Origin of the sequence: Qipengyuania sp. SS22 (assembly GCF_025736935.1) — a bacterium.
Classification (GTDB): Bacteria; Pseudomonadota; Alphaproteobacteria; order Sphingomonadales; family Sphingomonadaceae; genus Qipengyuania.
Window position 1 is genome coordinate 20305 of sequence record NZ_CP107048.1, and the last position, 13266, is coordinate 33570.

Consider the following 13266-nt stretch of genomic DNA (forward strand, 5'->3'; position numbering starts at 1 on the left):
GAAGCCGCGTCGCCGCCTCCCAACCATCATTGCGTAAGCTGGGAACAGGGGATGGCCGAAGGGGTTAGCGGCGCCCGGCGGGGTTCTGCGACGAGAGCGCGAGCAGGTCTTCGGGCGTATCGATGTCCGCCAGCGTGGCGGCGCTGGCCGGAGCGATCGCACTTGCGTCCGCCAAACCGAGGCTCCGTGCGCCCGCTTCGCCTTGCAAGGCGCAGAGGCGATCGAAGATGCTGCGTGGAAAGCCCGCCGGGGATCCCTCGGCGCCGCTGGCATAACGCGTGAAGACCGGACCGCCGGTTTCGGCCAGCAGGCGAAGATGGGCAGGCTCGACGAAGGGCATATCGGCCAGCGCAATGACCACGCGCGAACAATCCTGCGCAGCACGCACGCCTGCCGCAATCGATGTCCCCATACCCTCGGCGGCGCGGTCATTGGTCACCGCATGCCAGCCGCTCCGCGCCGGGATGGCGGAATGCGGGCCGCTCACAATGTAACGCTGCGCAAAGCCCGCCTCTTCCGCTGCTAGCGCGACCCATGACCACAGCGGCTGACCGCGGAAGTCCTGGGTGAGCTTGTCGCGGCCGAACCGCTTTCCCCGGCCCGCAGCGAGGAAGATGAACCCGACCCCGGGGTCAATCGGCGGCACGCAATCGCTCATATTCGGCAACGATTTCCGCCAGCGCGGACAGCGCCAGCGTGGTGGGGGATTTGCAGGAGGGGATCAGTCCGATCGGGCTGCGGATGGAGGCAATCGCCTGCTCGTCCACGCCGCGCGCAGCTAGCGTCAGCGCGCGGTCCATCCGCGCATTTTCGCCGCCCTGCGCGCCAATGTAGAAAGCCTCGCCCGAGGTTATTTGTTCGAACAGCGCGGCTTCCCATTCGTGGTCGTGGAACAGCAGCAGCGCGGCAGTCCAGCGGTCGAGTGTGATATGCGGGGCGGGCGAGCCGAGCGTGAGGTGGTCTTTGCGATGGGTCTCGATATGCAGCCTCATCGCTGCGCCAAGCTGCGCGAAGGCTTCGAGCTCGGGCCCTTCGCCGATAACCGCGATTTTCAGGCGCGGCTGATAGCGGCGCTCAGCCAGCGGGGACGGGGATGGCAGCGGGAGAACGGCCGGGCGGCGGCTGTCGAGTGCTTGCACGATATCGCGGCAGGCGATGCGCTGGGGTGCAGGGTCGAGCAGGATATCCAGCCCGCCGCCACAGGGCAGGCGGAAGTCGATCATCGCCGAACCGCTCCCGTAGCGGATGACGCGTGGGCCGGTTTGCGCGTGCAGATCGCTGACAAGTTGCGCTTCGAGACAGCCATCGGACAGGTTGCCTATGGTTGTCCCATCGGGACGCACTGCCAGTTGCGCGCCCAGCCGCCGCGAAAAGCTGCCTTCGATACCGACGATCGTACACAGGCCGACCCCGGGTTCGCAGGCGGCGACCAGTGCGGCGTGATCCTCGTCGACATCCTGCCGAAATGTCTGCTCGGCCAGCATCAATCGGGCATGGCCGCCAACACGCGGTCGGGGGTCATCGGATAGTCGAACAGCCGTGCGCCGCAGGCGTGGTAGATCGCATTGGCAATCGCCGCCGCCCCGCCGCACATGCCCAGCTCGCCGATGCCCTTGGCCTGGATCGGGCTAGCAGCGGGATCGCGTTCCTCGACCATGATGACCTCGAGGTCGGGCACATCGCGATGCACGGGGACATGGTATTCGGCGAGATCGCAATTCACCAGATGGCCGTCGCGCGGATCGAATTCGAGCGCTTCGGTCAGCGCCGCGCCGATGCTCCAGGTGATCCCGCCGAAGCATTGCGAGCGCGCGGTCTTGCGGTTGAGCACGCGGCCGAAGCCAAACGCGCCGAGCATGCGATCGACGCGGGTCTCGCCGGTGTAGTGGTTGACCCGCACCTGTGCGAAGAACGCGCCAAACCCGGCCGCGGTAAAGTCGTCGTCGATCGCGCCGGGTTCGTAATGGCCTTCCTGCGCGAGTTCGGTGCCATCGAGCAGTTGCACCAGCGTTTTGCCGCCGACGACCTGGCCATTGGCGAGATCGAGTTCGGTCTCCGCCACGCCGACACGCGACGCCAGTTCCTCGCGCAGCGCCTTGCACGCCACATAGACCGCCGAACCACTCGAAGCCGCGCCCCAGCTGCCGCCCGAACCCGGTCCGCGTGGATGGCGGGTATCGCCCAGATCGACCAACACGTCGGCGGTATCGAGACCGAGCATTTCCCCCGCGATCTGCGCCAGGATGGTATAGGTCCCGGTGCCGATATCGGTCATGTCGGTTTCGACCAGCGCAGTGCCATCGGGCTTGAGCGTGACGCGGGCATTGGCCTCGCCGACATTGTGGACACGGGCCGCGCTCGCCATTCCGGTCCCCACCCACCATTCACCCTCGCGCGTCATCCGCGGTTTGCGCGGACCCGCATCCCAGCCAAAGGCATCGGCGCCCTGCCGGAGGCATTCGGCGAGCTTGTGCGACGAGAACGGCAGGCCCTCCTCGGGATCTTCCTTGGGGATATTGCGCAGCCGCAGTTCGACCGGATCGATACCGACCTCTTCGGCGAGCACGTCCATCGCGCCTTCGAGCGCCGGCATACCGACCGCTTCGCCCGGTGCGCGGACCGAGCCGGCGGTCATAAGGTGGATGCGCGCGACGTTGAGCATAAGCTCGCGATTATCCCCGCCATAAAGGAAGTGCGAGGATTGCAGCACGGGCTCGGCGAAGGTTTCGCCCGGCAGGTTCGACACCAGCGCCTCATGGCCAAAGCCGACCAGCCCGCCATCCGCATCCGCTGCCAGCCGCAGGCGCTGGGTCGTCTCCGACCGGCGCATGATGCATTGAAACACCTGCTGGCGCGACATGACGACACGCACCGGGCGCTCGAGTTCCATGGCAGCGAGAGAGGCGGCGACGGTCTCCTCGCTGATCCCCAGCTTGGAGCCGAACCCGCCCCCGACGAAGCGCGAAACCAGCCTGACCTTGTCTTCGTCCAGACCCAGCGAGTCCGCCAGTTCGGAGATGTTATAGTTCAGCATCTGGAGCGATGCATGGACGGTCAGTTTCTCGCCGTCCCATTCGGCAATGGCGGCATGGGGTTCCATTGCCGCCGAGGCGTGCCCCTTGGTGGTGTAGGTAACGTCGACGCTATGCGCGGCGGTGGACATGGCCTGCGCCAGGTCGCCTTGCCGGACGGTCTCGTCTTCCTGCTCCTCGGGCTCGACATTGGCCGGAGACAGCGGCGCGCCGGGCTCTTCGCGATATTCGACAACCAGATGCTTCGCTGCGTCGCGTGCCTGTTCGAACGTCTCCGCCACCACCAGCGCGATCGGCTGGCCCCAATAGCAGACGGTTTGCGGCGATTGCTGCGGTGCCTCGTTCGCGGTGCCCTGCGCGGCGCGCGTGGTCAGCCGCTGATCGTCGATCACCGCAATGACGCCCGCTCGGCCCAGCACGCTATCCTTGTCGATGCGGACGATCTCGCCGTGCGTGATCGTCGCCGTGACCAGCACGCCTTCGGCGCAGCCGTCCACCGGGTATTCGGCAGCATAGGGTGCGGTTCCGGTGACCTTGGCCAGCCCTTCGACACGGCTGAGTGGTTTCCCGATTACGCCCTGCTTCATCGAATCCAGCCGGTTGGCGGTATCGGGTTCGTCCTGCTTGAGATGCGCGCTCATGCGGCGTCCTCCGTCGCTTGCGACAGCACCGCATGCAGGGTGCGCCGCGCCAGGGGGATCTTGAAGTCGTTCTCGCCATAGCCGCGCGCGCCTTCGAGAAGCACGTCGGCCGCGGCATCGAACAGTTCGGTGGACGGGACTTGGCCGATTAGCGTCTCGGCAATCCGCTGATCGTGCCACGGTTTGTGCGCCAGCCCGCCAAAGGCGAGATCGGCGCGTGAAATCTTGCCGTCCTTCACTTCGACCACCGCCGCAATCGACACCAGGGCGAAGGCATAGGACGAGCGTTCGCGCACCTTGCGGTAAAGCTGCGTCCCGCCCACCGGGCGCGGAAGCGTAACCGCAGTGATCACTTCGCCGGGTTCGAGGACGTTCTCGATCCATGGCGTATCGCCGGGCAGGCAGTGGAAATCGCGCACCGGGACCGTCCGTTCGGCATCTTCGCCGGTGGCAATATGGACCGTCGCATCGAGCGCGCTCAGCGCCACAGCCATGTCTCCGGGATAGGTGGCGATGCAGTCTTCACTGGTGCCGAGGATCGCATGCAGCTTGGCAATCCCGTCGATCGCGCCGCAGCCGCTACCGGGTTCGCGCTTGTTGCACGGCTGGTCGATATTCATGAAATAGAAGCAGCGGGTGCGCTGGCACAGATTGCCGCCGGTCGTGGCCTTGTTGCGCAATTGCTGCGTCGCCCCGGCCAGGATCGCCCGCGCGAGCACGGGATAGTCCGCGCGGACCCGCGGATGCACCGCGGTCGCGGTATTTGTCGCTAGCGCGCCGATGCGCAGACCGCCATCGTCGGTATCCTCGATTTCCGCAAAGCCCACCCGGTTGACATCGGCCAGCTGCCCCGGCGTTTCGACCTGCAGTTTCATCAGGTCGAGCAGATTGGTCCCGCCCGCGATTGCAGTGGTTTCGGGTTCGGCGAGCATCTGCGCCGCATCCGCCAGCGTCCGTGCGCGATTGTATTGGAAAGGCCTCATGCGACCTCCTCCGCCGCGACTTCGCGAATGGCGGCGACGATATTGGCATAGGCGCCGCAGCGGCACAGATTGCCGCTCATCCGCTCGCGGATTTCCTCGTCGCTCAGTTCGATGGCGTCCAGATCGCCGCTCGCATCGCTCGGCCAGTCATTCGCCAGCTCCTCGATCAGCGCAGTAGCCGAACAGATTTGCCCTGGCGTGCAATAGCCGCACTGGAAGCCGTCATGCTCAAGGAATGCGCGCTGCAGGGCCGAGGGCGCGTCGGGCGTGCCCAGCCCCTCGATGGTCGTCACACTGTCGCCGTCATGCATCGCGGCGAGCGTCAGGCAGCTGTTGATGCGGATGCCGTTGACGATCACCGTGCAGGCCCCGCACTGGCCATGGTCGCAGCCCTTTTTGGTGCCGGTCAGGCCGACATCGCGGCGCAGGAAATCGAGAAGGGAGACCCGCGGGTCGTCGGGGATCGGGTGCTGGTTTCCGTTAACGGATATCGTGTCGGCCAAGGACGCCTCCTTTACCCGATTAACCCTTTCCGGGCTAAAGGTGTCCGCGTCTCTGAAAATATCCGGTCGGTGCTGCCGCCTACAGGTCGGGCAGCCGCTGGTCGGCAAAACCCCAGCCGTGCAGCGATTTCGACTGCGCGCGATCAAGCAGGGTCTTGGCATCGTCGATAGAATAGGGATGCGCATTGTCCATCCCTTTCAGCTCGTTCCACGCGAGCGGAATGGCGACCGGCGCGCCCGAGCGAGCGCGCGCCGAATAGGGCAGTACGGCAGTCGAGCCGCGCTGGTTGCGCAGCCAGTCGATGAAGATCCGTCCCTTGCGCTTGGCCTTGCTCATGGTGGCGGTAAACCGGTCGGGCTCGGCCATGCTCAGCGCTTCGGCGAACCGGCGCGAGAAATCCTTGTGCTGGTTCCAGTCATGGCCGGGGGTCAGCGGCACCACCACATGCACGCCCTTGCCGCCCGTCAGCATGGCAAAGCTGGTCAGCCCGAGATCGGCCAGCTGCGCGCGAATATCGCGCGCCGCCTGTTTGACCTCGTCGAACCCCAGCCCCTCGTCGGGATCGAGATCGAAGATCATCCGGTCGGGCCGTTCGACCGCATCCGAGCGCGCGCACCAGCCGTGGAACTCAATCGTACCCATCTGCACGCATTGAAGCAGCCCGCGCGCCTCGTCGATGAACAGGTAATCCTCGTGCCCACCATCTTTCTCGCGGATCGGTACGTGGTGCACCGCATCGCCGAAGCTGCCGCTGTCGTGCTTCTGGAAAAAGCACTTCTTCGCGCGGCCTGACGGGCAGCGCACCAGGCTGATGGGGCGCCGCGCGGCGAAGGGCAGCATGATCGGGGCGACCGCGTCGTAATAGTCCGCCAGCGCGCCCTTCGTCTGGCCGCTGTCGGGAAAAATCACCCGGTCGCGGCTGGAGATTTTCACCGCGTCACTGGTTTCGACCGGCTTGGCTGGTGCCTCGGGTTTGACGCTGCTCGCATCCTTGTCATCGCGCAGACCTAGGTAGCTGCCGTGGCGGACATTCCCGTCGGCGGTAAACTCGGCAAAGGCGATTTCCGCGACCAGCTTGGGCGTGACCCAGGTGACTCCGCGCGAGGATGCCCGATCAACCTCGGCGGGCGGGGTCTTGCGCTTCAGACGCTTCATCTTGCCAGCTAGATCGTCGAGATCGTCGGCGGAAAAGCCGGTGCCGACATTGCCCTTGTACACCAGGTCGCCGCCTTCATGCTGCGCCACCAGCAGCGAAGCGAACGGCCGCCCCTTCGCGCTCGACTTCTTCCATCCGATGATCACGAATTCCTGCCGCCGGGTGCATTTGACTTTCACCCAGGACTTGCTGCGGCGCCCCGCATACTTGCCATCGACCGTCTTTGAGATGATCCCTTCCTGCCCCGCACCGCACATCGTCCGGTAAAGCTTCTCGCCCGCGCCCAGCACATGTTCGGCGACATGGATCGGCGGATCGGCGGCGTCGAGCAGGGCTTCGAGACGTTCCTTGCGTTCGATATTGGGCAGACCGGTCAGATCCTCGCCATCGAGTTCGAGCAGGTCGAAGGCATAGAAGGCGAGCTTGTCCTCCTTGCCCTGCGATCCATGCCCGCGCTTAAGCACTTGTTGCAGGGTGGAGAAATCGGGATTGCCCTTGCTGTCGTAAGCGACGACTTCGCCGTCGATCAGGCACGAGGGCAGATCGAGCGCGGCAATCGCCTCGACCAACGGGCCGAACTTGTCGGTCCAGTCCTTGCCGTTGCGGGTGAACACGCGGACCGTATCGCGCTTGACCGCCACCAACGTGCGATAGCCGTCGAACTTGATCTCGTGCATCCAGCGATTGCCGGCGGGCACGTCGTCGACCAGAGTCGCGAGCTGCGGCTTGCGGTAATCGGGCAGCGGGGCAACCTTGCGGCGTTTGGATTTGGATTTGCCGACATTGCGGGCGGAGGCCTTCTGCATTTGCGCAAGGAAAGCATCGTCCTTCTTCCCCGCCAGCGGATATTCGCCCTGCTTGTCGCTGGCGATTTCGGCCATCGAACGTCCGGTCAGCACGCTGGTCAATTCGCGCTGGACCAGCCCATCGCCCGCTTCGGCATGGTCGTCCTGCAATTTGCGCAGCAGCCAGTTCTCGCGCTTCTCCCCGGGCTTCTGCTTGAGCCGGATCAGCAGCCATTCGCCCTTCATCCGTTCGCCTTCGAGACAGAAGTGCAGGTGCCCTTCGTCCAGATCGCTGGCGCTCTTGCCCTCGATCGGCTCCCACGTTCCGCGGTCCCACAGCATCACCGTACCGCCGCCATATTCGCCTTTGGGTATGACCCCTTCGAAATCGGCATAGGACATCGGATGGTCTTCGGTCCGCACCGCCAGCCGCTTGATGTCGGGATCGGGGGATGGTCCCTTGGTCACTGCCCAGCTTTTCAGCACTCCGTCGACTTCCAGCCGCAGGTCCCAGTGCAGCCGGGTCGCGTCATGCTTCTGGACGATGAAGCGATTGCCGGTCTCGCTGGCGAGCGGCTTGCCTGACGGTTCGGGCGTAAGCGAAAAATCGCGCTTGGCGTTGTATTCGGCGAGGGGGTCCTTGCGCGCGGCCATGGTCTAGGCGGACTTCTTGCCGCGCGATGTCTTCTTGGGCTTCTCCTCCCCAACCGACTTCTTCAGCGCCGCCATCAGATCGATGACGTTGGAGCCGCTGGCACTGTCGGGATCGTCGACATCCTCGATCACCGCGGTCTTGCTCTTCGACTTCGCCTTCTTGTCGATCAGCTTGCGCAGCGCCTGACCGTAGCGATCCTGAAACTCGCTCGCATCGAAGGGCGCGCTTTTCTGCTCGATCAGCGTGTTCGCCAGCTCGAGCAGTTCCTTCTTGGGCTTGGCATCGTCGATGTCGTCGAAGAACGACTGGCCTGCGCGCACTTCGTCGGCGTAGCGCAGCGTTTCCAGCAGCAGGCCCCGACCGCATGGCTTGATCGCGACCAGTTTCTCGCTGCCGCGCACCGACAGCTGGCCCAGCGCGACCTTCTTGGCCTTGCGCAGCGCTTCGCGCAGCACGATGAACGCTTCCTCGGCGAGCTCGTCCTGCGGCGCGACGTAATAGGGCTTTTCGAAATACAGCGGGTCGATTTCGCAGGCGTCGACGAATTGCACCAGTTCCAGCGTCCGCTTGCTCTCGATCCTGACCGCGTCGATCTCGTCCTCGTCGAGCAGGACGTAATTGCCCTTCGAAACCTCGTAGCCCTTGATGATTTCGTCGCGGTCGACCGGTCCGATCCCCGGCACGACCTTCTCGTAGGAGATGCGCTTGCCGCTGGGTTCGTGGATCTGGTTGAAGCGGATCTTCGCCCCCGACTTGGTCGCGGAATAGATTTCCACCGGGATCGAAACCAGCGCCAGCCTGATCTGTCCCTGCCAATACGCGCGTGCTGCCATGTGCCTTCCCTTCAGGCGAAACAGCGTTCCGGGCGCATATGCGTTCCTGCGCGCGTGGACGGCGGCGCGTCCGGCGCCCCACTCCCTTGCAGGGCGGGAGCCCCTCAGTCCTGTATTGACCAAATACCGGGGATCGTGGCAAGCGGCCCGCGCATTACAGGCAGCGCGAGCGAGCCGACCGACAACCCTCGTGGTGGCCAGCTCGATTTCTCCGCGATTGCCAGTGCCTTGCGGGTGTAGCTCAATGGTAGAGCAGCAGCTTCCCAAGCTGACGACGAGGGTTCGATTCCCTTCACCCGCTCCAGCCCTTCCGCCGGCGCGACTATGCGGACTCGGCGCGACTATGCGGACTCGGCGCGACTATGCGGACTCGGCGCTGGTTAGCCGGCGGCGAAGGTGCCGGTGTCGAAGAAATGCGCGATTTTCCTGCGTTCGCGCGCGATATCGAAGCCCTTCTGCGCCAGCCAGCCATCATCGAAGATCGTATCGGCATAGCGCGCGCCGTCGTCGCACAGGATCGAGACGATCGACCCCTTAATCCCGCGCGCGGCCATCTCGGAGGCGAGCGTCGCGCAGGCCCAGACATTGGTCCCGGTCGAGCCGCCGCAGCGCCGGCCGAGCCGTTCGCTCACCTCGTGCGTGGCGGCGATCGAACAGGCATCGGTGATGGTTTCCATCCGGTCGACCACATCGGGCAGGAAGCTCGGTTCGACCCGCTGCCTGCCGATCCCCTCGATACAGCCTGAAGGATGCTCGACCCGCTCGATCGAGCGATCCGCCCAATGGCGGTGGAATACCGAGCCCTCGGGGTCGGCGACGCAAATCCGCGTGGCATGGCGGTTGTAGCGCGCGAAGCGGCCGATCGTGGCCGAGGTCCCGCCGGTGCCCGCGCCGCAGACGATCCATTGCGGGACCGGATACGGTTCATACGCCATCTGCGCGAAGATCGATTCGGCGATATTGTTGTTGGCGCGCCAGTCGGTCGCGCGCTCGGCATAGGTGAACTGGTCGATGTAATGCCCGCCCAGATCGGCCGCGAGCGATTGCGCCGCGCCGTACATTTCCGCCGGATGGTCGACGTAATGGCATTCGCCGCCGTAGAAGGCGATCGCGTCGATCTTCGCCTGCGCAGTAGAGCGGGGGACGACGGCAATGAAACGCAGGCCGAGCATCCGCGCGAAATAGGCCTCGGACACGGCGGTCGAGCCGCTTGAAGCCTCGATCACCGGCGTGCCGTCGCAGATCCAGCCATTGCACAGGCCGTAGAGAAACAATGAGCGGGCAAGCCGGTGCTTGAGGCTGCCCGTGGGATGGCTCGATTCGTCTTTCAGATAGATCGCGACGTCGGGCAGCGCGGGGACGGGCAGGGGGATCAGGTGGGTGTCGGCCGAGCGGTTGAAATCCGCTTCGATCCGTCCGATCGCCCAGCTTGCCCATTCGCGCTTCGTCATCATGGGGCCCTTCTATCGCACAGACGGGGGAGGGGAAGCCCCGTGGGCGAGGCTATCCTCCGAACACGCTATCTCGGCGGCATGCGGATTGCGCCGTCGAGCCGGAACTGGTGCGCGTTGATATAGCTGTTGCGCGCAATCTCGCAGATGAGGGAGGCGAATTCCTCCGGATGGCCGAGCCGCTTGGGGAAGGGTACGCTGGCATTGAGCTGGTCCCACATCTGCGGGTTGCGGTCCTTCATGCCGAGCATCAGCGGCGTTGCGAAAATGCCGGGCATGACCGAGTTTACGCGAATGCCGAGGTCCATCAGATCGCGCGCCATCGGCAGGACGAGGCCGTTTACCCCGGCTTTGCAACTGCCATAGATGACCTGGCCGATTTGCCCGTCCTGCGCGGCGACGCTGGCAGTCAGCGTGATGCAGCCGCGCTCGCCATCCTCGTTCAGCGGTTCCGCATTGGCCATGCCCAGCGCCGAGAGGCTGGCGATCCGGTAGGACGAAACGAGGATGCCCTCCGCTCCGAATGCGTAATCCTCGGTCGACAGCCGTTTGTAGCCGCCGCTTGCCTTGTCCCAGCCGAGCGTCTTGCCGCGGCGGCTGGTCATTGCACAATGGACTGTTACGCGCTCCTGGCCATGCGCGCCGCGCGCCTTGGCGAAACCGTCGATGACCGCTTGTTCGTCGGTGATATCGACATGCGCGAAGGTGCCGCCGATGGCCCTGGCATGCGCTTCGCCGGCTTCGTCATTCACGTCGAAGATCGTCACCTTGAGCCCCGCATCGGCCAGCGCCTGCGCGCTCGCCTTGCCCAGACCCGATGCCCCGCCGGTGACGACGGCAGCCATGCCCTGTTCCAGTTTCACTCTTGCTCTCCCCTCTATGTTTCCCTTGCGCCCGTGCTATCGCAAGCGGCCGGGTAGAGGAAGGGGAGCCGAGACTGCCATGACATCGCTGCTGTTTGCCATGGTCGCCAGCTTCCTGACCGCGACGGGAGCGCGCGACCAATTGCTCGTCGCGCGGCTGGCGGGCGTGCTGGGCGCGTCCACCCCATTGCTCGTCGTGGCGCTGGCCAGTTCGGCCGTCACTGCGGGTATCGCGGCATGGGCGGGGGCCTGGCTGGCCGAGACCATGTCGGAAGATGCGGCGACCATGTTCGTCGCCATCGCCCTGCTGCTCGCGGCGGCCGAATGCGCGTGGCCCAATCGCGAAAAGACGCCGAGGGAACCGACCCGCTCGCTCGGCGCGATCGCGATCGTGCTCTTCGCGCGGCAATTGACCGATGCCTCGCGTTTCCTTGTCGCGGCTTTCGCGGTGGTCTTCGCCTACTGGCCGCTCGCGGGGCTGGGCGGGGCGCTGGGCGGCGGCGGCGCAGTGGCGGTGGGCTGGACGCTCGGATTGGCGCTGGAGGAAAGGCTCCCGCTGCGCGCAATCAGGATCGCGCTGGCGTTGATCCTGTTTATCCTTGCCGCAGTTACGGGACTGAGCGCACGCGGCATTATCGGATAAACCGATCACTGAGACCGCCCATAATCGAGAAACCCAAGCCGAAGTTTCGCGTTAGTCTGGTGAATTCCATATTTACGAAGGGGCAAATCATAATGGCAGAAGTTGGCGATAATTCGAAAGCCGGTCTCGTGAGCGCGCTCAATGGCGCGCTGGCCGATACCGTGGCACTCTATTTCAAGACCAAGAACTTCCACTGGCATGTGGCAGGGCCGCGTTTTCGCGACCTTCACGTCCTGTTCGACGAACAGGCTGCCCAGCTGGTCGGCACGGTCGACGATCTCGGCGAGCGCGTGCGCAAGAACGACGAATACACGCTCACCTCGATCGGCAGTGTGACGAAGAACACCCGGATCAAGGATCAGGACGATGTCACGCTCTCGGCCGACGCGATGGTCAAGGAACTGCGCGATGACAACAAGACGCTCCACAAGCGCCTCGGCGAAGTGAAGGAGGCGGCCGAAGAAGCGGGCGATAACGCCACCAGCGGCGTGGTCGACGACTGGATCGACGAATGCGAGGAGCGCATCTGGTTCCTCAACCAGACCAGTAAGTAGGCAACCCGCACCATACAGGTACACTGGCCGCCTTTCCCCTTGGGGAAGGGCGGCCTTGGTGTATCAGGGATGCATGGAAAATGTGACCATCGTCGAGGGCTGCAATGATGCGGCCATAGCCGACTGGCTGGCAACACGGCTGGGCGAGGCGCTGAGCGCGAGCGCCGGACCGGTAACGATCACCGTGCCGGGCGGTTCGACCCCGTTCCCGATTATCGAAGCGTTGCTGACGCACGATCTCGACTGGACCCGGCTGGTCGTCTGGCCAGGCGACGACCGGGTGGTGCCCGAAGATCATGCTGCATCGAACACCGGCCGGTTGCGCGACCTCTTCGAACCTGCGGGGGCCGAAGTGGTCACGCTGACCGAAATGGAAGCGGTGCCGCCGTTCGCGCTGGCCTGGCTCGGCATGGGCACCGACGGCCATATCGCCTCGCTCTTCCCCAATACCGATCCGCAGGTCGACGATCCGCGCCGGATCGTGCGCCTGACCCCCGATCCGCTGCCACCCGAGGCGCCCTTCGACCGGATCAGCCTGACCATGCCTGCGCTGCTCGACAGCGCGGCATTGCTGTTCGTCATCCGCGGTGACCGAAAGCGTGCCATTTTCGAACAAGCCCTTGTGGGCAAACATGATTTCCCGGTTGCGCGTCTGCTGGGCGCAGCTAAACAGCCGGTCACATGCTTCACCTGATACCCAAGCCGCTGCATCGGTTGGTACTCCGTCTGGCCCACCGATTGCGCCATCACTGGCGCAAGGCCAGCGGCCGGACGGGTGCGGGGGTGAGCGTGATCGCGCGCGACCTCGGCGGTCAGATTTTGCTGGTGCGTCACAGCTACGGTCCGCCGGGCTGGTTCCTGCCCGGCGGCGGGATCGGGCGCCGCGAAACTCCCGAACAGGCCGCCCATCGCGAAATCCGCGAGGAAATCAGTTGCACCGTCGAAGGGCTGAAACTGCTGGGGGTGATCGAGGAAGAACTCTCGGGCGCTCCGCAGAGCGCACATATCTTTGCCGGTGTGGTCGATGCGATGCCGCGGGTGGACGGGCGCGAAGTGGTGGAAGCGCGGTTTTTCCCGATCCATTCGCTGCCCGAACCGCTCAGCGCGCGCACCGCGGCGCGGCTTGCACTGTGGCAGAACCGCAAGAACTGACCTGCGGATTCGGC

At 64.9% G+C, this 13266-nt stretch carries 13 protein-coding genes and 1 tRNA gene; 5 read left to right on the forward strand and 9 right to left on the reverse strand.

Annotation, left to right across the window (positions count from 1 at the left end; genetic code table 11):
- Window positions 1-64: 64 nt before the first annotated feature.
- The 7 genes from N6L26_RS00120 to N6L26_RS00150 form a co-directional block, all read right to left on the reverse strand.
- Entirely contained in the window at window positions 65-646 is a 582-nt protein-coding gene (locus N6L26_RS00120; protein WP_263606047.1) for an NTP transferase domain-containing protein, read from the reverse strand.
- Complete coding sequence (locus tag N6L26_RS00125; RefSeq protein ID WP_263606048.1) at window positions 633-1484, reverse strand: XdhC family protein; 852 nt, start codon at window positions 1482-1484, stop codon at window positions 633-635. The genes N6L26_RS00120 and N6L26_RS00125 overlap by 14 nt, the downstream gene beginning before the upstream one ends.
- Window positions 1484-3673, reverse strand: coding sequence for a xanthine dehydrogenase family protein molybdopterin-binding subunit (locus N6L26_RS00130; RefSeq protein ID WP_263606049.1), 2190 nt, complete (start codon window positions 3671-3673; stop codon window positions 1484-1486). Before N6L26_RS00130 ends, N6L26_RS00125 begins: the two co-directional genes overlap by 1 nt.
- The gene (locus tag N6L26_RS00135; RefSeq protein WP_263606050.1) at window positions 3670-4656 is read right to left on the reverse strand and encodes an FAD binding domain-containing protein; all 987 of its coding nucleotides are present in this window, start codon (window positions 4654-4656) and stop codon (window positions 3670-3672) included. Before N6L26_RS00135 ends, N6L26_RS00130 begins: the two co-directional genes overlap by 4 nt.
- A complete protein-coding gene (locus N6L26_RS00140; protein ID WP_263606051.1) occupies window positions 4653-5159 on the reverse strand; it encodes a (2Fe-2S)-binding protein in 507 nt (168 codons plus the stop codon). The genes N6L26_RS00135 and N6L26_RS00140 overlap by 4 nt, the downstream gene beginning before the upstream one ends.
- Window positions 5160-5238: 79 nt before the next feature.
- A complete protein-coding gene (gene ligD / locus N6L26_RS00145; protein WP_263606052.1) occupies window positions 5239-7755 on the reverse strand; it encodes a DNA ligase D in 2517 nt (838 codons plus the stop codon).
- Window positions 7756-7758: 3 nt separating this feature from the next.
- Window positions 7759-8589: a Ku protein gene (locus tag N6L26_RS00150; RefSeq protein ID WP_263606053.1), complete on the reverse strand. Its 831-nt coding sequence runs from the start codon at window positions 8587-8589 to the stop codon at window positions 7759-7761.
- 230 nt (window positions 8590-8819) lie between these two features.
- Here N6L26_RS00150 and N6L26_RS00155 point away from each other — a divergent pair.
- Window positions 8820-8893: transfer RNA gene (locus N6L26_RS00155), tRNA-Gly, on the forward strand.
- A 76-nt stretch (window positions 8894-8969) separates the two neighbouring features.
- On the opposite strand, the gene N6L26_RS00160 is transcribed toward N6L26_RS00155, so the two are convergent.
- Window positions 8970-10040, reverse strand: coding sequence for a PLP-dependent cysteine synthase family protein (locus N6L26_RS00160; RefSeq protein WP_263606054.1), 1071 nt, complete (start codon window positions 10038-10040; stop codon window positions 8970-8972).
- Window positions 10041-10108: 68 nt separating this feature from the next.
- Complete coding sequence (locus tag N6L26_RS00165; protein ID WP_263606055.1) at window positions 10109-10903, reverse strand: SDR family oxidoreductase; 795 nt, start codon at window positions 10901-10903, stop codon at window positions 10109-10111.
- A gap of 79 nt (window positions 10904-10982) precedes the next feature.
- Here N6L26_RS00165 and N6L26_RS00170 point away from each other — a divergent pair, with 79 nt between their 5' ends.
- The 4 genes from N6L26_RS00170 to N6L26_RS00185 all read left to right on the forward strand — a co-directional run bounded on the left by N6L26_RS00170 (window position 10983) and on the right by N6L26_RS00185 (window position 13252).
- Window positions 10983-11546, forward strand: coding sequence for a hypothetical protein (locus N6L26_RS00170; protein ID WP_263606056.1), 564 nt, complete (start codon window positions 10983-10985; stop codon window positions 11544-11546).
- 92 nt (window positions 11547-11638) lie between these two features.
- Window positions 11639-12100, forward strand: coding sequence for a Dps family protein (locus N6L26_RS00175; RefSeq protein WP_263606057.1), 462 nt, complete (start codon window positions 11639-11641; stop codon window positions 12098-12100).
- A gap of 73 nt (window positions 12101-12173) precedes the next feature.
- Entirely contained in the window at window positions 12174-12794 is a 621-nt protein-coding gene (locus N6L26_RS00180) for a 6-phosphogluconolactonase (protein WP_263606058.1), read from the forward strand.
- A complete protein-coding gene (locus N6L26_RS00185; RefSeq protein WP_263606059.1) occupies window positions 12782-13252 on the forward strand; it encodes an NUDIX domain-containing protein in 471 nt (156 codons plus the stop codon). The genes N6L26_RS00180 and N6L26_RS00185 overlap by 13 nt, the downstream gene beginning before the upstream one ends.
- The last annotated feature ends 14 nt before the right edge of the window (window positions 13253-13266 follow it).

Bases quoted from the DNA above. Each gene is read 5' to 3' on its own strand.
- N6L26_RS00125 (WP_263606048.1), bottom strand. From the start codon at position 1,484: ATGCTGGCCGAGCAGACATTTCGGCAGGATGTCGACGAGGATCACGCC.
- N6L26_RS00130 (WP_263606049.1), bottom strand. From the start codon at position 3,673: ATGAGCGCGCATCTCAAGCAGGACGAACCCGATACCGCCAACCGGCTG.
- N6L26_RS00135 (WP_263606050.1), bottom strand. From the start codon at position 4,656: ATGAGGCCTTTCCAATACAATCGCGCACGGACGCTGGCGGATGCGGCG.
- ligD (WP_263606052.1), bottom strand. From the start codon at position 7,755: ATGGCCGCGCGCAAGGACCCCCTCGCCGAATACAACGCCAAGCGCGAT.
- N6L26_RS00150 (WP_263606053.1), bottom strand. From the start codon at position 8,589: ATGGCAGCACGCGCGTATTGGCAGGGACAGATCAGGCTGGCGCTGGTT.
- N6L26_RS00160 (WP_263606054.1), bottom strand. From the start codon at position 10,040: ATGACGAAGCGCGAATGGGCAAGCTGGGCGATCGGACGGATCGAAGCG.
- N6L26_RS00170 (WP_263606056.1), top strand. From the start codon at position 10,983: ATGACATCGCTGCTGTTTGCCATGGTCGCCAGCTTCCTGACCGCGACG.
- N6L26_RS00175 (WP_263606057.1), top strand. From the start codon at position 11,639: ATGGCAGAAGTTGGCGATAATTCGAAAGCCGGTCTCGTGAGCGCGCTC.
- N6L26_RS00180 (WP_263606058.1), top strand. From the start codon at position 12,174: ATGGAAAATGTGACCATCGTCGAGGGCTGCAATGATGCGGCCATAGCC.
- N6L26_RS00185 (WP_263606059.1), top strand. From the start codon at position 12,782: ATGCTTCACCTGATACCCAAGCCGCTGCATCGGTTGGTACTCCGTCTG.